General features: G+C 62.0%; 22 protein-coding genes. 5 read left to right on the forward strand and 17 right to left on the reverse strand.

Features of this window, described 5'->3' with window-relative positions:
- Nucleotides 1-15: 15 nt before the first annotated feature.
- Together HMPREF3176_RS05480 and HMPREF3176_RS05485 are read left to right on the forward strand one after the other, a co-directional pair.
- Nucleotides 16-789, forward strand: coding sequence for an ABC transporter permease (locus HMPREF3176_RS05480; protein WP_070458732.1), 774 nt, complete (start codon nt 16-18; stop codon nt 787-789).
- Nucleotides 790-799: 10 nt separating this feature from the next.
- Nucleotides 800-1,522 carry a sirohydrochlorin chelatase gene (locus tag HMPREF3176_RS05485; RefSeq protein ID WP_070458734.1) on the forward strand — a complete coding sequence of 241 codons (723 nt, stop codon included), beginning with the start codon at nt 800-802 and terminating at the stop codon, nt 1,520-1,522.
- Here HMPREF3176_RS05485 and HMPREF3176_RS05490 read toward each other — a convergent pair.
- The 3 genes from HMPREF3176_RS05490 to nirB are packed head-to-tail and all read right to left on the reverse strand — an operon-like array spanning nt 1,503 to nt 6,146.
- Nucleotides 1,503-2,348, reverse strand: a complete 846-nt coding sequence (locus HMPREF3176_RS05490; protein ID WP_052126885.1) for a uroporphyrinogen-III synthase — start codon at nt 2,346-2,348, stop codon at nt 1,503-1,505. The genes HMPREF3176_RS05485 and HMPREF3176_RS05490 overlap by 20 nt on opposite strands.
- Before the next feature lie 11 nt (nt 2,349-2,359).
- Entirely contained in the window at nt 2,360-3,433 is a 1,074-nt protein-coding gene (cobA, locus tag HMPREF3176_RS05495; RefSeq protein WP_161493641.1) for a uroporphyrinogen-III C-methyltransferase, read from the reverse strand.
- Nucleotides 3,434-3,437: 4 nt separating this feature from the next.
- Nucleotides 3,438-6,146 (reverse strand): nitrite reductase large subunit NirB, encoded by a 2,709-nt coding sequence (gene nirB / locus HMPREF3176_RS05500; RefSeq protein WP_070458736.1) that lies wholly within the window; start codon nt 6,144-6,146, stop codon nt 3,438-3,440.
- Between the two features lie 240 nt (nt 6,147-6,386).
- Here nirB and nirD point away from each other — a divergent pair, with 240 nt between their 5' ends.
- Nucleotides 6,387-6,740: a nitrite reductase small subunit NirD gene (gene nirD / locus HMPREF3176_RS05505; RefSeq protein WP_070435987.1), complete on the forward strand. Its 354-nt coding sequence runs from the start codon at nt 6,387-6,389 to the stop codon at nt 6,738-6,740.
- Nucleotides 6,741-6,752: 12 nt separating this feature from the next.
- Here nirD and HMPREF3176_RS05510 read toward each other — a convergent pair whose 3' ends face one another.
- From HMPREF3176_RS05510 to HMPREF3176_RS05530, 5 genes are all read right to left on the reverse strand, one after another.
- A complete protein-coding gene (locus HMPREF3176_RS05510; protein ID WP_070458738.1) occupies nt 6,753-7,364 on the reverse strand; it encodes a DNA-3-methyladenine glycosylase I in 612 nt (203 codons plus the stop codon).
- Nucleotides 7,365-7,462: 98 nt separating this feature from the next.
- Nucleotides 7,463-8,317, reverse strand: a complete 855-nt coding sequence (locus HMPREF3176_RS05515) for a siderophore-interacting protein (RefSeq protein ID WP_070458874.1) — start codon at nt 8,315-8,317, stop codon at nt 7,463-7,465.
- A gap of 112 nt (nt 8,318-8,429) precedes the next feature.
- A complete protein-coding gene (locus tag HMPREF3176_RS05520; protein ID WP_070435984.1) occupies nt 8,430-8,798 on the reverse strand; it encodes a thioredoxin family protein in 369 nt (122 codons plus the stop codon).
- Nucleotides 8,799-8,836: 38 nt separating this feature from the next.
- On the reverse strand, nt 8,837-10,183 hold the full coding sequence (gene hisS, locus HMPREF3176_RS05525; RefSeq protein WP_070435983.1) for a histidine--tRNA ligase: 1,347 nt from the start codon (nt 10,181-10,183) through the stop codon (nt 8,837-8,839).
- 48 nt (nt 10,184-10,231) lie between these two features.
- Nucleotides 10,232-10,963 carry an MBL fold metallo-hydrolase gene (locus HMPREF3176_RS05530; protein WP_070458740.1) on the reverse strand — a complete coding sequence of 244 codons (732 nt, stop codon included), beginning with the start codon at nt 10,961-10,963 and terminating at the stop codon, nt 10,232-10,234.
- A 171-nt stretch (nt 10,964-11,134) separates the two neighbouring features.
- Between HMPREF3176_RS05530 and HMPREF3176_RS05535 the strand changes: the two genes are divergently transcribed.
- Nucleotides 11,135-12,718 (forward strand): DUF349 domain-containing protein, encoded by a 1,584-nt coding sequence (locus HMPREF3176_RS05535; RefSeq protein WP_070435982.1) that lies wholly within the window; start codon nt 11,135-11,137, stop codon nt 12,716-12,718.
- 86 nt (nt 12,719-12,804) lie between these two features.
- Complete coding sequence (locus tag HMPREF3176_RS05540) at nt 12,805-13,542, forward strand: hypothetical protein (RefSeq protein ID WP_141742368.1); 738 nt, start codon at nt 12,805-12,807, stop codon at nt 13,540-13,542.
- Here HMPREF3176_RS05540 and HMPREF3176_RS05545 read toward each other — a convergent pair.
- The 9 genes from HMPREF3176_RS05545 to HMPREF3176_RS05585 form a co-directional block, all read right to left on the reverse strand.
- Complete coding sequence (locus HMPREF3176_RS05545; protein WP_016664413.1) at nt 13,509-15,779, reverse strand: RelA/SpoT family protein; 2,271 nt, start codon at nt 15,777-15,779, stop codon at nt 13,509-13,511. The genes HMPREF3176_RS05540 and HMPREF3176_RS05545 overlap by 34 nt on opposite strands.
- Before the next feature lie 81 nt (nt 15,780-15,860).
- Nucleotides 15,861-16,409 carry an adenine phosphoribosyltransferase gene (locus HMPREF3176_RS05550; RefSeq protein WP_016664412.1) on the reverse strand — a complete coding sequence of 183 codons (549 nt, stop codon included), beginning with the start codon at nt 16,407-16,409 and terminating at the stop codon, nt 15,861-15,863.
- A complete protein-coding gene (gene secF / locus HMPREF3176_RS05555) occupies nt 16,406-17,395 on the reverse strand; it encodes a protein translocase subunit SecF (protein WP_016664411.1) in 990 nt (329 codons plus the stop codon). Before secF ends, HMPREF3176_RS05550 begins: the two co-directional genes overlap by 4 nt.
- Nucleotides 17,395-19,266 carry a protein translocase subunit SecD gene (gene secD, locus HMPREF3176_RS05560; RefSeq protein WP_070458743.1) on the reverse strand — a complete coding sequence of 624 codons (1,872 nt, stop codon included), beginning with the start codon at nt 19,264-19,266 and terminating at the stop codon, nt 17,395-17,397. The genes secF and secD overlap by 1 nt, the downstream gene beginning before the upstream one ends.
- A 62-nt stretch (nt 19,267-19,328) precedes the next feature.
- Complete coding sequence (gene yajC / locus HMPREF3176_RS05565) at nt 19,329-19,703, reverse strand: preprotein translocase subunit YajC (protein ID WP_246826658.1); 375 nt, start codon at nt 19,701-19,703, stop codon at nt 19,329-19,331.
- 67 nt (nt 19,704-19,770) lie between these two features.
- Nucleotides 19,771-20,880: a Holliday junction branch migration DNA helicase RuvB gene (ruvB, locus tag HMPREF3176_RS05570; RefSeq protein ID WP_061212487.1), complete on the reverse strand. Its 1,110-nt coding sequence runs from the start codon at nt 20,878-20,880 to the stop codon at nt 19,771-19,773.
- Nucleotides 20,877-21,533: a Holliday junction branch migration protein RuvA gene (gene ruvA, locus HMPREF3176_RS05575; protein WP_070458747.1), complete on the reverse strand. Its 657-nt coding sequence runs from the start codon at nt 21,531-21,533 to the stop codon at nt 20,877-20,879. The genes ruvB and ruvA overlap by 4 nt, the downstream gene beginning before the upstream one ends.
- A gap of 27 nt (nt 21,534-21,560) precedes the next feature.
- Nucleotides 21,561-22,145, reverse strand: a complete 585-nt coding sequence (gene ruvC / locus HMPREF3176_RS05580; RefSeq protein WP_070458749.1) for a crossover junction endodeoxyribonuclease RuvC — start codon at nt 22,143-22,145, stop codon at nt 21,561-21,563.
- 20 nt (nt 22,146-22,165) lie between these two features.
- Nucleotides 22,166-22,921, reverse strand: a complete 756-nt coding sequence (locus HMPREF3176_RS05585; protein ID WP_016664405.1) for a YebC/PmpR family DNA-binding transcriptional regulator — start codon at nt 22,919-22,921, stop codon at nt 22,166-22,168.

Here is a 22,921-nt window from a genome sequence, read left to right on the forward strand (position 1 = left end):
GTTCGGGAGTTGGGCGTGAGCACGTCTGTTCTTCTCGCGACTGCGCTCGCTCTCGCTCTGTGCCTCACTTTGACGCTCGCGCTCCGGCGTGCGTGGAGCATTCCCAAGTGGTTGGATCCTGCCGTGGCCCTCGTGCGGGCACTTTTGCAGCTTGCGATCCTCGCAAGCGTCCTTAGCTTCGCGATCACGAACGTTGCGTACGTCTTTCTCGCGCTGCTCGTCATGCTCGGCTTTGGCATCTGGACCTCGTCGAGGCGACTTGGTGGCGATGCCCGCACCGTTGTGCTCGTCGCGATCTCGATGAGCACGGCTGTAGCGGTGTCTGTTCTTACCGTCTTCCTCACGGGTGCGCTGTCCTTCACGGGACAAAACCTTCTCGCCTTCGGCGGCATTATTACGGGTAATGCCATGAGCGTCGTAACCCTCTCAGGCCGTAGGCTCGGCCAGGACGTCGCGCAGCATTGGGGTGAGATCGAGGGATGGCTCGGTCTCGGTGCAACGAATCGCCGGGCGGTGCGCGATATCGCGTCCAGGGCCATGAGCGAGGCTCTCATCCCGAATGTGGATCAAACCCGTGTCACGGGAATTGTGACCATGCCGGGGGCGTTTGTGGGTGCCGTGTTCGCGGGCGCTTCCCCGCTTGAAGCTGGCCGGTTCCAGCTGCTCGTGCTCGCGGGCATCATGGTGACCGGCACGATCGCGGCAGCACTCATAATGTGGGGATCCGATCCCGTTGCCGCCGGCCGGCCGGGGCGCGCCGAAAATATCAAGGAAGCGCACGTCGGGTAGGGTTTTTGGTATGACGTTATCGAATGCCCCCGCATTGATAGGTATCGCCCACGGAAGCCGCAACCCCGATGCCGCAGCCGTGACCGAGTCCCTCGTTTCCGCTGCAGGAGCTCGCCTCGGCATCGAGGCTCACGCTGCCTATCTAGAGGATTTTGCCGCGCCTTCAATTACCGAGGTTGCAAAAATGCTCGCTGAACACGGGTATTCCTCCGCTGTCGCGGTGCCGCTTCTTTTCACCGAGGCCTATCACGCGACTGAGGACGCACCGACCGAGCTGCGCGAGGCGAAAGCCGCCCACGGGATCGAACTCGTGCAGGCCGAGGTGATCGGCACGGGCGCAGAGATGGTGGACGTCCTCGCAACGCGGCTCGACCAGGGCGAGGGTGACCATCCACGCGGCGAGATTATCCTCCTCGCGGTTGGCTCGTCGCGCCCGGGTGCAAACGAAGCGGTTCAAGCGCTCGGCGATGACCTCTCGGCGTGCACGGGACGCAGCGTTCACGTACGTTTTGCCACGTGCGAGCCCCGCATCAACGATCGCCTCGAAAAAGCAAAGGGCCCAGGAACTGTGCTGCCCCTATTCGCCGCCCCCGGCTTATTGCTCGATAGGGCGCGCGAGCGGGCCCAGGACGCGGGCTGGCTGGTTCTCGACCACCTCGGTGACGCCCTCGCCCCGATCGTAGCTGCGCGCTACGAAGATGCGCTTTCTAGGCTCAACGCTCGCGAGACCTGAGCTTTTCTCCCATGAGCTTGACCATTGCGCCGAGCCTTTCGCGCTCGGGGTAAAGCGGGCGCAGCCCCTCGTCTTCAAGCGGCTCGGCGGTCACGTGTCCGACGGCAACCGGGCACACGTCGTTGTCGAGAGCTTCGAGAAGCTGTGTGCGAGCCCCCATCTCCTCCGCGACCTGGAAGAGCGCTACGACGGCTGGCGCCGCGGTGAACGTCACCGCATCGACCTCTCGTGCGATGATCGCGTTCACGAGAGTGTGGACCGGTGCGAGGTCCTCGGCGAGTTCCCACCGATACGGTGCCACAACGTAGAGTTCACGGTCGCCGAGCGGCGCGAGAGCCTTGTCTGGGACGTATCCGTGGCGCTGAAGCCCCACTGGCCCATCGGCGATACCGAGTTCGAGCGCGAGCTCGACCATCGACGTGCTCGTTTCTTTCTCGCTGCTCGGAGCGTCAGGAAGACCCCACTTGCGAACGGTGCCACGGCCTTTAGATCCGCGGCAAATGATCTGTGTCGTGGAGAGGTAGTCGAGGACCCGCTGCTTGAGAGGATCCTCAAGTATGTCGAGCCACGAATTAATGCCCTGCCCGGTCGTCACGAAGAACGTCGGCGGGGCTGCCTCGAGAAGAGCGTGGGTTTCTTCGATCAGTGCCGTGTCGTCCTCGACTGGAACGATGCGCATCGTGGGAGCGTGGAATGCTTCGGCTCCGGCGCGCTCAAGAGCCGCGATTTGGTCATCGGCACGTCGGGCAGCGGTCACGGCCACGCGCAGACCGGCAAGAGGACGCTCAGTCGGTTCGGCTGCGGCGGTCGGGTTAGGGATGCTCATGTGAACTCCTCTTATTCGGTAGCGGCGAGCGGGGTTGTTTCGGTGAGTTCTGCCGAGGTTTCCCGGACGTTGACGACGTCACCGATCACGATGATCGCCGGGTTCGTCACGTTGCGGGAGCGGGCATCCTCGATCGCAGCGCCGAGCGTTGTAAACGTGTGGCGCTCGCGGGCGGTGTAGCCCTGCTCTAAGAGCGCGACGCCAGTGGAATCCGGCAGGCCAGCCGCTCGCAAGCCCGCGACGGTTGAGGGGAAGGTTGCCACTCCCATGAGAATCACGATCGTGCCGCCAAGCGCAACGAGGGCCGAAAGCTCGGCATTGTTAAATGGCTGGTGTCCCGAGATGATCGTGACCGCGCGCGTCACGTTGCGATAGGTTGCCGAGACGCCCGCATGGGCGGGAACGCTGAGCGCACTCGTGATTCCAGGGACGATGTCGACGCGGATGCCGTGAGCGGCGAGGAACCGCCATTCTTCTCCCCCGCGCCCAAAAATGAACACATCCCCACCTTTGAGCCGCACCACCCTCGCCCCTTCGCGCGCAAAGGCGAGCATTGTGTCGTTTATGCACTCTTGCGACATTTTGTGGCGTCCCGGGGCCTTACCAACGTCGAGAACGAGTGCGCCAGGCGCGAGATCCATGACATTGAGCGCCACGCCCAGACGATCGAGAAGAATGACGTCGGCACGCACAATCGCCTTGAGCGCGGCTACGGTCAGAAGGTTCGGCTCCCCCGGCCCTCCACCCACGAGGGTGACAACGCCGGGCGCGTGGGCGCGATTGTCCGACGGTTCCTGGTCTTCGGAAAGCGTCACTTTCTCGGCGTGAGGCGGGCAAGCGTCGGAACGAATCTGCCCACGTGGCTCGCTCGCCCACTGAAGCACGAGCGCCTCGTGCCCGAGTTCCCGCGCACGTTGGTCGAAATTGCACGCGCGCTCGCGCGGGGTCGTGTCCCCAAGGTAAACAAGGGCGCCTTCGCGAGCAAGCGCCTGCGCAGCACGCCAACCGGCGGGACCGCGGTGATCCGTCAGATCAACGACGCGGTCCCGCCACTGGTGTGCGACTGAGAAATCAGAAGCCTTCACGCAATTACTTGCGTTCGAGAACCTGATCGGCGGAAACCTCCTGGCCATGCGCATCGCGGAACGAGATTACCGGGCCCGAAATGAGGACCTCTTCGCGCTCTTCGAGGGTGGCCGGGCGGTTCTGATCGCGCATCGGCACGCGCGCGAATAGCGGATCCGGCGTGTCGGGGGCGTTGATGAAGGACCGGAAGCGCGAAAGCTTCTGGGGATCCTTCACGGCCTCGACCCACTCGTCCTTGTGGTTGTCCACGAACTTCTGCATCTCGTGCTCCCACTGCTCGCCCATGCCGAGTGAATCCTCAAGCACGGCCTCCTTAACGTGGTCGATGCCCCTAGCTTCGACCCACGATGCGGTGCGCTGGAGCTTATCGGCATCCGAGATGTAGTACATGAGGAAACGGTCGACGTACTTCACGAGCTCTTCGTCACTCAAATCGTGCGCAAACTCGTCGGCGTGGCGCGGCGTGAAGCCACCGTTGCCGCCGACGTAAAGGTTCCAACCCTTATCTGTCGCGATCACGCCGATGTCCTTGCCGCGCGCCTCCGCACATTCGCGCGCGCAGCCCGACACACCGAGCTTGAACTTGTGCGGCGAACGCAGGCCCTTGTAGCGGTTCTCGAGGAGCACAGCCATGCCGACGGAATCCTGCTGACCGAAACGGCACCAATCCGTACCCACGCAGCTCTTGACCGCGCGAAGGCTCTTGCCATAAGCCTGGCCCGATTCAAACCCGGCCTCCACGAGGCGCGTCCAAATGTTCGGAAGCTGCTCAAGGCGGGCACCGAACAGACCGATGCGCTGCGCGCCGGTGATCTTCGTGTACAGGTTGAAGTCGCGTGCGACCTCCGCGAGAACGACAAGCGCCTCGGGGTTGACCTCACCGCCGGGCATGCGCGGGATCACCGAGTAGGTGCCGTCTTTCTGCATGTTCGCGATGAAGCGGTCGTTCGTATCCTGGAGCTCCTGGAGCCCTTTGCCGAGGATGTAGTCGTCGCGAAGCGACGCGAGAATCGATGCGACGACGGGTTTACACACGTCACAGCCATTGCCCTTGCCGTAGCGGCCAATGACTTCGGGGAAGCTCTTGAGGTCGTGTTCCTTAACGATCTGGAAGAGCTCGGCGCGAGGCATCGAGAAGTGCTCGCAGAGGCCGCGCGACATGGCAATGCCGGACTTCGCAAGCTCGTTTCCAAGGATCTTGGTCAAAAGCGGCACACACGAGCCACACTGGGTGCCGGCCGTCGTTGCGGCCTTGATCGACGGAATGTCGTGGCACGCTTCGGCGAAGTCACCCTCACCGTTAATCGCTGCCTTGATGGTGCCCGCGGAAATGTTGTTGCACGAGCAGACGATGACGTCGTCGGGCATATCGCCTGAATCGGGCACTTCGCCGCCGCCCGCTGCCAGGTAAGCGGCCGGATCGCCAGGAAGCTCGCGCCCAACGTAAGCGCGAAGCGTTGAATAGTTCGAGGCATCACCCACAAGGATGCCGCCGCGCAGCACGGCCGCATCGGGACTCATGACAAGTCGCTGATAGATGCCGCGAGTGGGGTCGGCGTAGACAACGTCGAGCGAGTCTTTCTCCGCGCCCTTCGCATCACCGAAGCTTGCAACGTCGATGCCGGACAGCTTGAGTTTGGTGGAACCGTCGATTTCGCCGAAGAGTTTTTCGCCGCCGAGGAGCTGATCCGCAACGACCTCGGCCATCGTGTTCGCGGGAGCCACAAGGCCGATGGTGCGGCCTTCCATCGCGGCACATTCGCCAATCGCCCACACGTGCTCGACCGACGTGCGGCAATCCTGGCCGACCATAATGCCGCCGCGCGGACCCATTTCGAAGCCGTTCACCTTGCCGAGCTCGTCTCGCGGTCGAATGCCCACGGCGAGACACACGAGGTCTGCCTCGAGCTCGGTGCCATCGGAAAGCTTGACCCCGCGCACATTCGAGGCTGCGGCGTTAATTGCCTCTTCGTCTGCAGTATTGCCCTTGCGGTACTCGATGCGCGCGAGCACCTGCTCGAGGCTCACGCCCGTGTGCAGCACGATGCCGCGCTGCTCGATGAGGCGATTGAGAAGGTTGCCGCCGCCTTCGTCAAGCTGAGCCGGCATGAGCCATCCGGCGAGCTCAACGAGGTGAACCTCGTAGCCCTCGCTCGCGAGGCCACCTGCGGCTTCGAGGCCGAGGAGGCCGCCGCCGAGGACAATGGCCTTACCCGTGCGCTTTTCATCGTTCTTGAGCGCCTCAACTGTCGCGCTCATGCCGTCGACGTCGTCAACGGTGCGGTACACGAACACACCCTTGGTGTCCCAGCCGTTGATCGGCGGGGTGAAAGCATTCGAGCCTGTCGCGAGTACGAGCTCGTCGTAGCCGTACACGGTGCCGGAAGAGGTGCGCACGAGCTTGGATTCGGGCTCGATGGAGTTCACGCGATCGCCAAGGCGAAGATCGATACGCGGGTCATCCCACAGGGAGCGGTCTCCGAGGGTGAGATCGTAACTCTTGTCCCAGCGCTTCGCGAGGTTCACGCGATCGTAGGGCTCGACGTTCTCCTCAGAGATCACCGTGATCTTGTAAGCGCCGGCCTTGTCGCGTGCCTGCATGGTTTCGGCGAATCGCTGGGCAGCTGGGCCACCGCCCACGACAACGACGTGCTTGACGAGGGTTTCCTCGCCTGTGGCTTCAGAGTTGGGGGTTACGTCGGCAGTGCTCAAGGCGGCTCCTACTTCGAAGACTTAGGGGTGTAGACGTCTTCCCACCCTACACAATGAGCGGTGGGTTATTCGAGTACAGTAGAGGCACAAGAACGAGGGGATTTCACAGCGAAGTCATGCGCCCCGCGCGGGGGACTTTGGTCTGCAAAACCGCTGACCAGCTCCCTACAATGACCGCGGCTAATTCCCGTTATAGCCCCTACTGCCGCACTTCTCGCGGCTCGACAAGCGAGGACAACCATGAGCAACTGGCAAAGCATCTGCAAGGTCACCGACATCGACCCGAACCTTCCCGAAGCCGCTCTCTTTGGCACCGAACAAGTCGCCGTCGTTAAGGCATGGGACGAGCAGATCTACGTCGTGTCAAACGTTGACCCCCGAACCCAGCAGGGCGTCATGTCGCGCGGCATCGTTGGCGACCGCGACGTCGAAGGCGCGCGCCGTGCGACACTCGCGAGCCCCATTTACAAAGAGGTCTACGATCTCGAAACCGGCAAGTGCTACGCCAACGACGCCTACACCCTGCCCGTGTACGCCTCACGCGTGAGCGATGGCGTGATCGAAGTCGATCTCGATTCTAAAAATCCGGCCTGAGCGCACGCGTTCTTAGCCGGCCTCGCCGGCCATGCGGCGACCGTCGGAATCGAATATGCCCGAGCTGCCGCGCCGCGGTGAGGTGACGAGGTGCGTGTCGACGATGCCGATCGCCTCCATGAGGGCGAAGCAGGTCGTGGGCCCCACAAATGAAAACCCGCGCGCCTTGAGATCAGCGGACATACGCGCCGAGGTCTCATCGCGCGCGGGAATCTCCTCCTGAGTTCGGGGCGCGTAGGTCTTTTCTGGGACATAGCTCCACAGGAGCCGCGCAAGATCGGTGCCGTCATCGCGCAGCGCTTGCGCGGCACGAGCGTTGCCGATGACCGCCTCAATTTTCCGACGGTTGCGGATGATCCGTTCATCCTCCATGAGCCGTTCGATGTCGCTCTCCCCCATAGCTGCGACACGATCGACCGCGAATTGGTGGAAGACCTCGCGGAAAGCATCGCGCTTCGTCAGAATCGTTTTCCACGACAAACCGCATTGGAATACTTCGAGGCTCAGGCGTTCGAATACGCCCTGTTCATCGGTGACGGGAACTCCCCACTCGGTGAGGTAGTAGTGCTCCATAAGCTCGCTTGTGCGTGCCCAGCTTGGCAGCGTGGTGAGAGTACTGTTCATGCTTCGAGACTAGCGACTGCTCTTCGCAGCATGTTCTCGGCAGTGCAAGGACTTGGAAAACACCAAGGTGTGGAGCACGAGCCGTAGCAAGACCGCCCTCAATCGGGGTCAATGCGACCGATCGCTTCGCGCTTTTCTGCCTGGAATCGATCTTCCACTCGGCCGAGCGCCCAATACGCCGAGATCGAAATGTCTTCGCGCGCAATTCCTCTTTCGCGCACGAGATGGGCACGCAACTGCTTCGTGAGGCCGCGTTCGGCGTGGCAAAAGACATGGACACCGCGCTTGTCGATGATGCCGTGTGGAATATCGAGCGTTTCGACAGCCACGAGCAGCCCCTCGCGCGCGCCAACAACCCATTCGAGCGAGAAGCCCTCCGGGTGAGAAAGAGAGAGAGTATCGGCTTCGTCCTCGACGTGAATGACGGCGTGGCCCCGTGCGCTCGACGGCATTACCTCCAGCGCGGCGGCGATCGCCGGGACTGTTGCGTGATCCCCCACAAGGACGTGGAGATCAGCTTCTGGGTGCGGCGAATAGCCACCACCAGCCCCCATGAGCGCGATTTGGTCACCTTCGTGCGCACGTGTGGCCCAGTCGGATGCAAGGCCGTGCTGACCCGGAGCGTTGTGCACGACAACGTCAATCCAGAGCCGTTCATTCGCATCATCCCAGCGGCGAACCGTATACGTGCGACGTGCGGGCAGGAGTTCGGGGGCCTCATTTCGCAGCCGATCCATGTCGAAGGGTGCTGCTAGACCGCTTCCCGGCTGTGGCAAAAGGAGCTTGACGTATGCGTCCGTACACGAATTGCGGTTGAGCTTTACGTAGTCAGAGCCGCCAAGGCAGAGCCTCACGAGGTTCTTACTCACCTGCGTCTTGTCCTGAACTGTGAGCACGGCCTGCTGGCGCTTGGTTTTGCCACGGGGAGGGGCTGCGGCGCTGTCCGATATCATGCGCAGCACTATACCGACAGCTCCCCATTTTCAAAACCTCGCACTTTCAAAAAAGGGAAGAGGCTCGCCGTTCCTGGCGAGCTTCTTCCCTCTTGCGGAGAGCAAGTGCTTACTAGCCCTGTTTTGCCTGCTGCTCTTCGTAGGCCTTGCGGACCTCGTCCATGTTGAGGCCGCGCACCTGCGAGATAAGCGAGTCGAGGTCAGCCTGGCGAAGGGCGCCGGGCTGGCCGAACACGGGGATGCCATCGCGGTACGCCACGATGGTGGGGATCGACGTTGCGCCGTACTGCATTTGCAGTTCGGTTTGGTCCTCCGTGTCAACCTTCGCGAAGGTCACGTCGGGGTTCTCCTCCGAGGCCTTCTCGAAAATCGGGGCGAAGCGCTGGCACGGACCGCACCACTCTGCCCAGAAGTCGATGAAAACGATCCCGTCCTTGACGAGTTCGTCGTGGTTTTCCTTGGTCATTTCTACGGTTGCCATGTCGTTTCTAACTCCCTCAAAGGCGTTCTTATTTCAGGTTATTTGGTCGAGGTGGTCGCCACCACACGCGCGGTCATGTCGTCTTTTGGTGGCTGCCACGTATGCGCGTCGGCTGGGGTCTGTTCGCCGCTGCGAATGTCTTTGACTTCTCCCCTGCCATCCTCGGAGGGGAAGAACACGAAGGGAATACCGCGGCGATCCGCGTACTTGATCTGCTTGCCGAACTTCGCGGCACTCGGTGCGACTTCGGCAGAAATACCTCGCGAACGCAGCACACGGGCGACGTCGACGCTCGCCTCACGGTGCTCCTCGTCCGCTACCGCGACGAGTGCGACGGTCGGCACCGCCCTCGTGGAGGTCGCGAGCGACCGCGTCACGAGCCGCGAGACAAGACGAGAAAGACCAATCGAAAGACCAACGCCCGGGTAGGAGTGGCGGTTGTCGGTTGCGAGCGTGTCGTACCGGCCGCCCGAGCAGATCGAACCAAGATCCTCGTGGCCCTCTACGAAGGTTTCGAACACCGTTCCCGTGTAGTAGTCGAGACCTCGCGCGATCGAGAGATCGGCGATGCAAGCACCCGGCACCGAGGCGTTGACGGTGCGGATCACGAAGCTCAGCTCCTCGAGTGCGTGCGTAATCGCCTCGCTCGAGACGCCAAGTGCGTTGACTTTCTCGGCAAGGTCCTCATGGGTCGCCTTGATCCGCGCAAAGGCGAGGCAGCCGTCGGCCTGCTCTTCGCTCGCTCCCGCGTGCTCGATAAGGAGTGTGCGCACCTCCGCTTCGCCAACCTTGGCGAGCTTGTCGAGCTGCCTGAGGACACCTTCGATGTCGGTGAGCCCCAGTGCCTCGAAGACGCCCTGCGAAAGCTTGCGATTGTTCACCGAGATCGTGAAGCCAGGAATCGGGAGTTTTCCGAGCACCTCGGCCATCACGATCGCGACGTCGGCATCCATGTGAGAGGGCAGCGTATCTTGCCCAATGATGTCTATATCCGCTTGATAAAACTCGCGGAAACGACCGTCCTGGGGGCGTTCGCCGCGCCATACCTTTTGAATCTGGTAACGGCGGAAGGGGAACGCGAGATCGTTTTGATGCTCGAGAACATACCGCGCAAGCGGGACGGTGAGGTCGAAGTGAAGGCCGAGCTTCTGGCCCTCCTTATCGCGATCCTCATCGTCGGCTTGAAGGCGCGAGATCAGGTAGACCTCTTTACTGGTCTCCCCTTTGCGCAGAAGTTGGTCGAGCGGCTCAACCGCACGGGTCTCGATATTGGAGAAGCCGTGCAGCTCTGCGACATCCCGGAACGTGTCCATCACGTGCTGCTCGATGCGGCGCTCGGCAGGGAGCCATTCGGGAAATCCGGAAAGCGGCGTCACTTTCGCCATGAGCTATTCTCCTTGACAAGTTGTGGTGTCTTCTACGCTGATCCAGCCTCAGAAGGCGGTGCGCAGGTATCCATTATCCGCGAGTTCGTCCCGGAAGACGCTCAAGGGGCCGTGACCCGGCACAATCACTGCCTCAGCATGGCCAAGAGCGAACCCTCGAAGCTTCGTAAGCGAAGCTTTCATCTCCTCAGGGTTGCCGCCCGGCAGATCGGTGCGGCCGATCGTTCCCTTGAACAGCACGTCTCCGGTGAAGGCCAGGGCGGGCGCGGTGAGGGCACGCGGCGTCACACCGACGAGCGGATTGATGTGCACGGGACCGTCGAAGAAATAGAGTGTCGAGCCTTCTGTGTGTCCGGGGTACGCGTGTGCGACGAGGCGCAGGTTCCCCGCATCGAGAACATCGCCGTCTCCAAGGGGCCGCACGTCCGCGGGCTTAGACCAGCCGCGCGCGTCCCAGCGGGGCCGGATCTGGTTGGTAAACGCCGACGGTAGCTGGCCCATAGGGTCCTCAAGCCTGTACTCGTCGCGAGCACCCACGTACACCGGCACGTTGAACTGCGAGGCTAGGAGGGCGGCGTCGGCAACGTGGTCGAGGTGCCCGTGAGACACGAGGATCGCTCGCAGGTTGAGGCCCTGCTCCCCAAGCGTGTTCGTAACTTCCTCGTGGACCTCGAGCCCGGGGTCCACGACGAGAGCGTCGGTTCCGTCATTCAGGATCGAGCACGTGGCACTCAAATAGGGGGACAGCACAAAATCGAGGGTGGCGCGCACATCAGTCATGCCTACCATCGTGCCGCGTTTCCCATGCCGCGGCATCGAATTCCGTTCGCAGTGTTATCCGCGATACAGTTTTAGGTAATGCCGTGGCTAATGCGCCGCCGTTGGTGCGAGGCAATATGCCCCGTCCCCTGTCCGAGGCACCCCGGTGCCCTCGAATCCTAGGAGAAGCTCGTGAACGAGAACGACCAGAACACCCCCGAGAACCCCGCCGCGCCTGAGGCCCCTGCAACGCCTGAGGCCCCTCAATCCCCTCAGGCCACGCACGCCCCTGACTCAGCAGAGGCAAGCGCGCAGGCCACCGAAGCAGAAGCGCCAAAAGCGGCGGAGGCGTCGGACGAAACAGCCGAGACGTCGGCACCTAAGCCCAGTGCCCCAAAGCCGGGAGCACCAAAGCCCAGCGCCCCTAAGCCCGGCTCCCCCGCACAGCTTAAAGGTAAGGCGCCGCGCACCCCGCTCGTTCCTATCGTTCCCACTGCAACAAGCTACGACGACGCCAAGGTCACCGAAGCCCTCACGTTCGGCGATGTGACCGACGAAGGCACCGTCACGGTGAAGGACGGCACCCAGATCCGCGAAATCGGCACCGTTGAAAAAGGCACCGAGCGCGAGAAGGCTCTCACCCCCTTCGCCCACGCCTACCTCGATCTGAGCGCCTTCCTCGACGTGGTCGAGCAGAAGCTCCAGGTTCCCGGGCTCACCCAGGCAGACCTCAACCGCATCCTCGAGCAGATGCGTAAGAACATGAAGGAGCCGAAGGTCGTCGGCGACATCCCCGCGCTGCGCGAACGCGCCCACGAACTTCGAGAGAAGGCGAAGGAGCTCATCGGCGAGCTTGAGAAGGCACGCCTCGCTGCCCGCGAGGAGTCGACTAAGAAGCGCACCGCGTTCGTCGAAGGAATCGAGGAGCTCGTCGCCACCGACTCCCACCGCATCTCCTGGAAGAAGGCCGCCGAGACGATGCGCTCGATGGTGCCGAATTGGAAAGAGATGCAAAAGAACGAGGTGTCGCTCGAACGGGAAGTCGAGGACAAGCTGTGGAAGCGCCTCTCAGCCGCCCGAAGCGAATTTGACCGCAAGCGCCGGGCGCACTTCAGTGAGCTCGATGAACAGCACGCGAAGGCGGAAAAGATCAAGGCACGCCTCATCGAACAGGCGGAGGCTATCCGGGACTCTGAAGACTTCGGCCCTACGGCCCGAGAGTTCCGCTCGCTCATGGATCAGTGGCGTGCTGCTCCCCGCGGTAACCGCAAGAAGGACGACGCCCAGTGGGCAAAGTTCAAAGCCGCGCAGGATTCCTTCTTTGATCGCCGCAACGCCGACCTCAAGAAAATCGAGGCGGAACAGTCCGAAAACCTCAAAGTGAAGGAAGCCCTCCTCGCCGAGGCTGAGGCTCTTTTGCCCATCACCGATTTGGACAAGGCAAAGGAGCAGTTCCGCTCGATCGAGGACCGCTACGACGCCGCTGGCCGTGTCCCCCGCAACGCGATGCGTCGCGTCGAGGACCGTATCCGCGCCGTTCGCGCCGCGTTCCAGAAGGCTGAGGACGACGAGTGGCGCCGGACCGACCCGCGCACCAAGGCACGCGTCGAGGGCGCCTCCTCGCAGCTGCACGCAGCCATCGCGAGCTACGAAGAGGATCTCGAGAAGGCCAAAGCCACGGGCGATGCAAAGAAAATCGAGAAGGCGCAGGCCGCTCTCGATGCCCGACGCGAATGGCTCGAAGTGATCGAGCGTAGCGCTAAAGATCTTGGCTAGGCGTTGAACTTGCTCAACAACTAAAGTTCTCCACAATGAAAGGCGGGAGCCCTGCGGGCTCCCGCCTTTCGTGTGATTCTGGTGCCATGACTCGCCCCACACATGCCACCGCGACAGCATGCCTCGCGCCTCACCTTCGCGAAGCAGGCCGCGCGCCGTTCGCTTTCGACGTGGGGCACGCACTCCTCCTCGAGCCCGGTGCATCGCTTCCGTTTCTTGCGCGAGACCTACCGCTCGCCTCACTTGGCTCGGGATTTGCCCTGGCCGTCACTCCCACAGTCGGCGTGCGCGAACGGGCAGCGGCCGTCGGCGTTGCCATCGAGCGGATTTCCCCTACCGCGACCGCCCCGGGAGCAGTCATCGCGGATCACACAGCGGCTTGGATATGGTGCGGCGGCGATTACTCGCCTTCACGCCTCATCGTCGCCTCAGAACGGCACAGCCAACGCTATGACGACCTCGAGCTTCGCAAAATCACCCTCGCCACCGGAGACATCGCCTATCCCGCGGGAATCCCCACGCTCGCGCCCCACCGCGCTTTCGCTGAACTCGCACGCAAAGGCGCAGACGAAACCGCCCGCATCTATGCCGAAAGGCTCGTCGCTCAGGGATGGGTGACAAGCAGCGACCTCACGCGCATCGCCTATCGCGCGTGTCGCTCAGGCCGGGGCAACGGTTACTCGGGACCACGGACGGGGCGAGCCCGCTACAAAAAGCTCGCAGCACTCGCTAAAGAGATCGAAAAGACGCTCGAAGGTCGCGCTGCCAAAACGCACCATCAGACCGCAGATCACATCGGCTTGCCATCGCTCGTCACGCGGTAAGCATCGAATACGCCCGACACCTTCCGCACCTGCGTGAGCACGTTACGAAGATGAGAGGGATCCGCAAGCTCAAAGGAGAAGAAGACGACACCGATACGATCCGGAAGCGAGTGCGCTGAGGCCGAAAGGATATTGACCTCAAGCTCGGAGATCACGTCAGCGAGATCAGTAAGAAGCCGTGATCGATCAAGTGCCTCGACCTTGATATGAACCATGTAGGCCTGGTTCGTCGCGCCAGACCACCTCACCGGCACGAAGCGATCGGCTTGCTTCTCACGCATCTGCTCCGCATTCGCGCACGCTGCATGGTGCACGCTCACGCCATTGCCACGCGTCACAAAACCCACGATGTCATCACCGGGCACGGGGGCACAGCACTTTGCGAGCTTCACCCACAAATCACGCTGACCATCCACAACGACGCCCTGATCGGCATGTGAGGCGCGGCGCGGCTTCGCGAGCACCCGCGATGGCACGACAGATTCGGCCATGTCGTCCTGAACGCCCTCGGCGCCGCCCACCTCAGAAATGAGGCGACCCACGATATTCTCGGCGCTCACATGGTGCTCACCGATCGCCGTATACAGCGCGTCGACCGAGTCGTAATTGAGGTCCGCCGCGACGTTTGTGAGCATCTCGTGCGTGAGCATGCGGCGCAACGGCAGATTCTGCCGGCGGAGCTGAAGCGCAAGCTCGTCACGGCCTCGCTCGAGCGCCTCTTCGCGTCGCTCTTTCGAGAACCACTGTCGAATCTTCGTGCGTGCACGAGTCGACGCCACGAAATTCAGCCAATCCTGGCTGGGACCTGCACCCTCTGCCTTCGACGTGAAGACCTCGACGACGTCGCCCGTGTTCAGCTCCGATTTAAGCGACACGATCTTGCCATTCACGCGCGCGCTCATCGTGCGGTGGCCGACCTCCGTGTGGACCGCGTACGCGAAATCGACGGGAGTCGCCCCCTGCGGGAGTGAGACAACATCGCCCTTGGGCGTAAACACGTACACTTCATTCGAGGCCATCTCGTAGCGCAGCGACTCGAGAAATTCATCGGAATCCGTCGTGTCCTTCTGCCAGTCAAGAAGCTGGCGAAGCCACGACATATCCCCGCCGACGGCAGAGCTCTGCGGGGAATCCTCGATCTTTTCGCCGCGGGCCGTAGCGGCTTTGTACTTCCAGTGCGCGGCAACGCCGTACTCTGCGCGGCGGTGCATATCCCACGTGCGAATCTGTATTTCAACGGGCTTGCCGCCAGGTCCGATGACCGTCGTATGAAGCGACTGGTAAAGGTTGAATTTCGGAAGAGCGATGTAATCCTTGAAACGCCCCGGCATAGGGCTCCAACGCGCGTGCAAAATACCGAGAACCGCGTAGCAGTCGCGTACCGTGTCCACGAGCACGCGGATCCCCACAAGGTCATAGATGTCGCTGAACGAGCGCCCGCGCACGATCATCTTTTGATAGACCGAGTAGTAATGCTTCGGCCTACCCGTCACCGTGCCTTCGATGTGCGCGGATTTAATGTCTTCCTCGATAGTGCCGATCACGCCCGCAAGGTACTCTTCGCGCGCCGGAGCGTGCTCGGCAACGAGCGCCACCACTTCGTCATAGAGCTTCGGATAGAGCACCTGGAAGCTCAGATTCTCAAGCTCCCACTTAATCGCGTTAAGTCCAAGGCGGTGCGCGAGCGGTGCATAGATCTCGAGTGTCTCTTTTGCCTTGCGCTCGGCGCTCGAACTCGACACAAACTTCCATGTGCGAGCGTTGTGAAGACGATCCGCGAGCTTGATGAGCAGAACACGAATGTCGCGGCTCATCGCAATGATCATTTTTCGCACGGTCTCGGCCTGCGCGGCTTCGCCGTACCGCACTTTGTCGAGCTTCGTGACGCCATCAACCATGACGGCGATTGTCTCGCCGAAATCAGTCGTGAGCTCTTCAAGCGTGTATTCGGTGTCCTCAACGGTGTCGTGAAGAAGGGCCGCCGCGAGCACATCGGGCGGGGAACCCATGCCCGCGAGGATCGTCGCGACCGCAATCGGGTGCGTAATGTACGGCTCGCCGCTCTTGCGAAACTGGGGGCGATGCCAGTACTCGGCGACGTTATACGCGCGATAGACGAGGGAAAGGTCGGCTTCCGGATGAAGTTCACGGATTGCGTCGATGAGCGGCAGGAGAAGGGGATCATCTTTCGTTCCCCAAACTTTGCGCGGGCGGGAGTCCTCACGATCCGCATCCATGCCGCTCACCGCCTTCCTCGTGTCGGAATTATCCCAGTTTAAACCCAAAAACGCCCGTGGCCATGTCCAGGGCACTCAAAGTCAGTTCTGGATGCTCCACACGGTGTGCAGCGGGATGTCACCGAGCTTTTCACGGCCACCGAGTCCGAGAAGCTCGATGAGGAAGCTGGCAGCCACGACCTCGGCACCGAGCGATTCAACGAGCTGGATAGTCGCCGCGGCCGTGCCGCCGGTTGCCAGAAGATCGTCGAGAACGAGAACGCGCGCCCCCTTCGGGACGGCGTTTTCCGCGATTTCGATCGTTGCTGAACCGTATTCGAGGTCGTAGGTGAGAGAGTTCGGCTTCCCCGGAAGCTTGCCTGCCTTTCGCACAGGCACAAAACCGCGGTCCATCTCGTACGCGAGCGGGGCACCAAAAACGAAACCACGTGCCTCCGTTCCCACAACCAGATCAACCTCGGCGGGAACGGTGCTCGCCCAGTACTTGATGACGGTTTTCATCGCTTTGGGGTCACGCAGAAGCGGGGTGATATCGCGAAAGAGGACGCCGGGCTGCGGAAAATCCTGGTAGAGCCCGATGTGTGTGCGTTCGATTTCGGCAATTTCGGGGGGTACTGGCGTAGTGGTCATGCCGTGACAACGTCCTTTTCATGTGTGCGCTCAACGCGCAGTGTGTGGTCCTTGATAGATTTTTCGCCCTTACGCAGGTCCACGAGGAAGCTCGGCGCAAGGAAGATGGATGAGTAGGTGCCGGCGATGATGCCCACGAACAAGGCGAGCGAAATATCCTTCAGCGTTCCGGCTCCAAGAATAAATGCGCCGATAATCAGGATCGAGCCGACGGGCAAGAGCGCAACAACCGACGTATTGATTGAACGCACGAGCGTTTGGTTCGTCGCTCGGTTGACGAGGGTCGCGAAGCTCGCGTCAGTGCGCTCGAGGAAGCCCTCAGTGTTCTCTCGCACCTTGTCGAAGACGACGACCGTGTCATAGAGCGAGTAGCCAAGGACCGTAAGAAAACCGATCACCGTGGCGGGGGTGACCTCGAATCCGATCGCGCCATACGCCACGATTGTGAAGAGAAGGTCGTGGGTGAGCGCGGCCATCGCGGCAACCGATGACTTGAAGTTTCGGAAATAGAGCGCCATCACAATGGTCACGAGCAGCATGAAGATGACGATGCCCTGGATAGCCTTCGCGGTGACGTCCCCGCCCCAGTTGGGCCCGACGAATGAGCTCGAAACATCCTCCGCAGGCACGTTGTAGGCCTTCGCGAGGTCTGCGCTGAGCGCCTTCGTCGCATCGGTGGAGAGCTCTTCCGTTTGAACGCGCAGAATATTGCCACCCACCTGCGAGATGCGCGGCTCGTTCGAGGGCACGTGTTCGCGCACAACATCACGGGCGAGAGCTTGGTCCGGGTTCTTCACGTGCGAGATCTGGAACTCGCTGCCACCCGTGAATTCGATACCCCAGTTCACGCCCCGCACCCCCGTGATCGCTGCGAGGATCACCAGGATGAGCGCAGAGCCCAAGTACCACCATTTGCGGCGAGGAACGATGGGGATTGAGCGTTGACCGGAGTGGAGTTCGTTGCCGAACGTGGAAAAGCGCGACATCAGCGGTCCTCCTTCGGGGTTGTGTCCTCGGGCGAGGAGGCTTCGGTGGTCGCTGAGTGCGAGCCGGTAGGAGTGGCGTTGTGGTCGGCACCATGCGAGTCCTCCGCGGCTTCGCGTGCGAGGCGCGCCTTGCGCTCGGCAAGGGTTTCAGTTCCGACGCCAGCCGCGCCCCTATCGCCGCCCTTGGCTTTACGCCCCTTTCCGCGTTCTTCGGAGCTGCGGAAGCGCGCGCGGCCCGCATACGCTGGAACGTCGCGCCCGAGCAGTGCGGGGTCGAGGCCCGAGGCTGGGTGCCCTTTCCCGAAGAAGTTCTTGCGCCCAAGGCTCTGCAGGAGCGGGTGCGTAAACAAGAACACCACGAGAAGGTCGAGAACCGTTGTAAGACCGAGCGTGAAGGCGAAGCCGCGTACGCTGCCCGCGCTCACGAGATACAGCACGACAGCAGCGATGACGTTGACGGCGTCGGACGCGAGGATCGTACGCTTCGCCCGGTCCCAGCCGTGGTCGATCGCTGCGACGATGCCGCGCCCATCGCGGATTTCGTCGCGAACACGTTCGAAGTACACAATGAACGAATCCGCAGTGAAGGCAATCGACACGATAAGGCCGGCAACTCCTGCAAGAGAAAGGCGATAGCCGATCTCAGGCATGTTCGACATGAGCGTGATGATGAGGTAAGCGAGCACGCCCATGATGGCAAGCGATGCGGTTGTCACGATTGAGAGCACTCGGTATTGGAATGCGGCATAGATGACGACGAGAGCAAGGCCGATAAGACCCGCGATGAGGCCCGAGGTGAGCTGATCGGAGCCGAGCGTCGCGGAAATCTGTTGTTCTGACTGCACCGTGAACTCGAGCGGGAGCGCGCCAAACTTGAGCTGGCTCGCAAGTTCCTTCGCCTGATCGGCCGTGAAGTTGCCCGTAATCGTGGATTGGGTTGTCGTCACGGCCTGGACCTGCGGTGCAGAGATCACGAGGGAATCGAGCACGATTGCGAACTGCTTAGTCGCTCCCTGATCGCCGTAGAGCGCCGAACTCATTTCGCCGAAGGCCTTACCGGCCGCATCGTTAAAGGTCAGATTGACTGCATAGAAACCCGTATCCTGACCGGTTTTGTTCTTGTCCGCACCGGCGCTCGCGTCCTTGATCGCTTCGCCGCTGACGACAACTGGACCGAGGATCAGCTTCGAGGTTCCACCGGCTCCGCAGGCGACGACGGCTTCGTCATCGCGGCCTGTAACCGAATGGTTGTTGAGCGTGTCGGGGTCGGTGCAGTCGAGCTTGGCGAACTCTTTTTGGTCGACCGTTGAGAGCCATTCTTGACTCCAGGCCTTCGCCCCTTTATAGGTGTTCACGCCTTTGCTCGCCGAAGATGAGGATCCCTCTCCCCCGCCATCCGAGGCAGCTGCAACGTCCTGCGCAACGGGACCGAGCGACGCAGCATTCTCGCTCGTCCCGTCGCTTGCCCCGCCTGCGTCGGAAACACCAGCGTTGGGCGCCACCTGCAGAAGCACAGGACGGAAGCTCATGGTGGCGGTGCGCCGCAGTGCATCGCTCGTAGCCTCATCGAGTTTCCCGGGAACGTTCACGACAATATTCGTGCCGCCTTGGACGGAGATCTCCGTCTCCGCTACGCCCATCGCGTTCACGCGCTGAGAAATGATCTGGCGTGCCTGCTCCATCTGCTCGGGAGTGATCGCCTCACCGCCGTGAGACTTGGCTTGCAGGATGACCTGAGTGCCTCCTTCGAGATCGAGCGCGAGCTTCGGGGCGGCCTTCCACCCGTTGTTCGCCACGCCGAAGCCGAGGATGCCCCCGAGGACGAGAATCAGGACGGTGAGCGTCGTAAGCGCTATGCGTCGTGCTGGCATGAACGGTCCTTTAAGTCATACGAAGGCGACGCACGTGGGTACCGCGCGTCGCCTTCTTCGATTCAGTTCTTGCTGTCGTCAGCGAGGAAGTCCGAGCTCTTCTCCGCGTCACTTCGCAGGTCGGCATCGGAGGCGGGAGCATCGCTCAAGGTCGCTTCGGCCGAGTTTTCGCCGAAGCTGTCGACACGCTCGGCGATCGCGTTGCGGTTCCACTTGAGCTGCGAGCCGTCCTCGGTTTCCAGGATCACCGTGTCGCCCTCTTCTTCGACGATCATGCCGTAAAAGCCCGAGTGGGTACGAACTTCATCACCGACGCCAAGAGACTTCACAAGTTCCTGGTGCTGCTGCATCCTCTTTCGCTGACCGCGCGACATGAGAAACATCGGTACAGCCATCACGACGAGCATGATGATCATCAAAAGCATGGGGTTTTGCACGAGACGAGCCTTCCATCGGGAGTCACAATCCGTTCCACTGTACCCGCGTATGGCCGCTATTCCCCACTCAGTTAAAGCGACCGTCCTCACGTCCGGGCTCATCGAAGAGTGTTCCGCCACGTGCGGGGTCGACGGCGGGAACGTCAAGCCCCAGGTGCTCCCATGCCGCCGGTGTCGCGATGCGGCCGCGCGGGGTGCGCCCGAGGAGACCTTCGCGAACGAGGAACGGTTCGACGACGGTCTCGACGGTCTCTGTTTCCTCGCCGACTGCGATCGCGAGGGTAGAAAGGCCAACCGGTCCGCCACCAAACTTTGTGCACAGTGCTTGCAACACTGCTCGGTCCAAGCGATCGAGGCCACGGGGATCGACCTCGTACACCGTGAGCGCTTCGAGCGTGGAGTCCATCGTGATCGCGCCGCCGCCGCGCACCTGGGCGTAGTCGCGTACGCGCCTCAGAAGTCGGTTAGCGATACGGGGCGTACCGCGCGAGCGCGAGGCGATCTCGTGCGCGCTTTGAGGATCGATATCAATCTCCAGCCGCGCGGCACTCCTTGCGATGACAAGGGCGAGTTCTTCAGCCGTGTAGTAGTCCAGGTGACCCGTGAATCCAAACCGGTCGCGAAGAGGCGAGGGAAGCATCCCGGCGCGCGTCGTCGCTCCGACCGCCGTAAAGGGGGGAAGTTCGAGTGGGATCGCCGTGGCCCCGACCCCTTTGCCCACCACAACATCGACGCGAAAATCCTCCATAGCCATGTAGAGCATTTCCTCGGCGGGGCGTGCGAGGCGATGGATTTCGTCGATGAACAACACCTCGCCCTCTTCAAGCGACGAGAGGATGGCGGCGAGATCACCGGCGTGTTGGACGGCTGGCCCGGACGTAATTTTGAGGGGCGAGCCCAGCTCGTGCGCGATGATCATCGCGAGTGTTGTTTTCCCGAGGCCCGGAGGCCCCGATAGGAGCATGTGCTCAGGAGGTGCTCCCCGCAGCGATGCGGCATCGAGCACGAGCGAGAGCTGTTCGCGCACCTTCTTCTGCCCTACGAAGTCGGCAAGCTCACGGGGCCTCAGGGCACCCTCTGCCGCGCGGTCAAGGGCGCCGGCTTCCGCACCGATGATCCGCTGGAGAGTCTCGCCTGTCTCAGCTCCCTCGCCGCTCACGCCGGAATGTTCAATCATGAACGCCCACCCAGCTGACGGAGCGAAAGGCGCAGCAGCACACCCGAATCGAGGCTCGCACTCGATCCTTGCTCGGACTCTTCATAGCTCAGCAGCACCGCCTCGACGGCCTCCTTGGCTCCCTTCTCGGGCCACCCCAGGCCCTGAAGGCCCTGCACGACGTCTTTCGCGGCGCGCGAATCGAGAACCGAACTTTCATTGGTCTCCGGCGCCGAGGGAGCGGGGGCTGCGCCCTCCGACGTGCCCGCCGCGAAGGGGGCGATCTTGTCCTTCAACTCGAGAGTCATGCGCTGAGCCCCCTTCTTGCCGATTCCCGGCACCGAGGTCAGGGTCTTGAGGTCTTCGTCGAGGACCGCGCGCGCGAAAGTTGCGGGGTCCATGACTGCAAGCACGGCGATCGCAATCCGCGGACCGATCCCCGAAACCGATTGAATCGTGCGGAAGAGATCGGTTTCGTCTTTCGTCAGGAAGCCGTAGATCGTCATCGAATCCTCGCGCACCACAAGCTCCGTGTGCACGAGCATCTCTTGCCCCGTACGCACAGCAGACAGCGTTTGTGGTGACGTGTTGACCAGGTACCCCACCCCGCCAACATCGAGGACGAAAGAATCGAGAGCGATGGCGCTCACGGCGCCGCGAAGGGAAGCAATCACGCCCCCGATTTTAGAACACGCGTACGACTACAGGCGGGAGGTCGACTTCTCCTGGGCGAGTCGAGCCTTTCGCTCGGCCTCGGCCCACTGAGCTTGGGCGCTTGTTCGCCGGGCGCCGTCGGACCCTAACTTGACCGGACCTGAGCCTCGCCACAGCTGCGTGATCCCGATCGCCACCGCATCCGCCGCATCCGCGGGCTTGGGCGGCGCATTCAAATGCAAAATCTTCTGGACCATCGTTTGAATCTGCGCCTTGTCGGCGCGGCCGTTGCCCGTGATCGCGCGCTTAACCTCGGAAGGAGTGTGCATCGCGACCGGGATTCCCCTCTCGGCCGCGAGCACAATCGCGAGACCCGACACCTGCGCCGTCCCCATGACGGTCGAAACGTTATTTTGCGAGAACACACGCTCGACCGCGACGATATCCGGTGCATACTGCTCGATCACGTGCACGAGTCCCTGATAAATCTCGAGGAGGCGTGCATCCACGCCGGCGTCCCGGGGCGACGTGATCACGCCAACGGCTTCAAGACGCACGGATCGGGCGGGGCCGCCATCGACGACCCCAAACCCGCACCGGGTGAGACCGGGATCAATTCCCAGAACTCGCATACAGCCCTCGTGTGGGCCGACTATTCGGCCTCGAGCTGCGCGGCAACGTCCTCGGGAATATCGAGGTTTGAGTACACGTTCTGCACGTCGTCGCTGTCTTCGAGCGCGTCGATAAGGCGCAGCACCTTTTGGGCACCTTCAAGATCCACCGCAGTTCGCATGGTCGGCACGAATGAGGCCTCGGCACTGTCGTAGTCCACGCCGGCTTCCTGGAGTGCGGTGCGGACGCTGACGACGTCCGACGCCTCCGAGATGATCTCGAAAACCTCGCCCTCGTCGTTGATCTCTTCGGCACCCGCGTCGAGCACGATCTCGAGCAGCTCATCTTCCGTGTGGCCTGCCTTGGTGACGGTCACGACGCCCTTGCGGTTGAAGAGATAGGACACCGAGCCGGAGTCAGCCATGTTTCCACCGTTGCGCGTGAAGGCCACGCGCACCTCCGAAACGGCGCGGTTCTTGTTGTCGGTAAGGCACTCGACGAGAAGCGCGACGCCGCCGGGGGCATAGCCTTCGTACATGAGAGTCTCGTAGTTGACTCCTGCGCCATCGAGCCCGCCGCCACGCTTAACCGCGCGATCAATGTTGTCGTTCGGGACGGAGCTCTTCTTGGCCTTCTGGATCGCGTCGTAGAGCGTGGGGTTACCGGCGGGGTCGGGGCCGCCAATGCGCGCCGCAACTTCAATGTTCTTGATGAGCTTCGCGAAGAGCTTCGAACGCTTAGCATCGATCGCAGCTTTCTTATGCTTCGTGGTTGCCCATTTAGAGTGACCTGACAT

Source organism: Dermabacter sp. HMSC08H10 (assembly GCF_001807585.1).
In the GTDB taxonomy this organism is placed as follows: Bacteria; Actinomycetota; Actinomycetes; order Actinomycetales; family Dermabacteraceae; genus Dermabacter; species Dermabacter hominis.

Coding starts and splice junctions, on each gene's coding strand:
- HMPREF3176_RS05485 (WP_070458734.1), top strand. CDS start 800: ATGACGTTATCGAATGCCCCCGCATTGATAGGTATCGCCCACGGAAGC.
- HMPREF3176_RS05490 (WP_052126885.1), bottom strand. CDS start 2,348: ATGAGCATCCCTAACCCGACCGCCGCAGCCGAACCGACTGAGCGTCCT.
- nirD (WP_070435987.1), top strand. CDS start 6,387: ATGAGCAACTGGCAAAGCATCTGCAAGGTCACCGACATCGACCCGAAC.
- HMPREF3176_RS05510 (WP_070458738.1), bottom strand. CDS start 7,364: ATGAACAGTACTCTCACCACGCTGCCAAGCTGGGCACGCACAAGCGAG.
- HMPREF3176_RS05515 (WP_070458874.1), bottom strand. CDS start 8,317: ATGATATCGGACAGCGCCGCAGCCCCTCCCCGTGGCAAAACCAAGCGC.
- HMPREF3176_RS05520 (WP_070435984.1), bottom strand. CDS start 8,798: ATGGCAACCGTAGAAATGACCAAGGAAAACCACGACGAACTCGTCAAG.
- hisS (WP_070435983.1), bottom strand. CDS start 10,183: ATGGCGAAAGTGACGCCGCTTTCCGGATTTCCCGAATGGCTCCCTGCC.
- HMPREF3176_RS05530 (WP_070458740.1), bottom strand. CDS start 10,963: ATGACTGATGTGCGCGCCACCCTCGATTTTGTGCTGTCCCCCTATTTG.
- HMPREF3176_RS05540 (WP_141742368.1), top strand. CDS start 12,805: ATGACTCGCCCCACACATGCCACCGCGACAGCATGCCTCGCGCCTCAC.
- HMPREF3176_RS05545 (WP_016664413.1), bottom strand. CDS start 15,779: ATGGATGCGGATCGTGAGGACTCCCGCCCGCGCAAAGTTTGGGGAACG.
- HMPREF3176_RS05550 (WP_016664412.1), bottom strand. CDS start 16,409: ATGACCACTACGCCAGTACCCCCCGAAATTGCCGAAATCGAACGCACA.
- secF (WP_016664411.1), bottom strand. CDS start 17,395: ATGTCGCGCTTTTCCACGTTCGGCAACGAACTCCACTCCGGTCAACGC.
- secD (WP_070458743.1), bottom strand. CDS start 19,266: ATGCCAGCACGACGCATAGCGCTTACGACGCTCACCGTCCTGATTCTC.
- ruvB (WP_061212487.1), bottom strand. CDS start 20,880: ATGATTGAACATTCCGGCGTGAGCGGCGAGGGAGCTGAGACAGGCGAG.
- ruvC (WP_070458749.1), bottom strand. CDS start 22,145: ATGCGAGTTCTGGGAATTGATCCCGGTCTCACCCGGTGCGGGTTTGGG.
- HMPREF3176_RS05585 (WP_016664405.1), bottom strand. CDS start 22,921: ATGTCAGGTCACTCTAAATGGGCAACCACGAAGCATAAGAAAGCTGCG.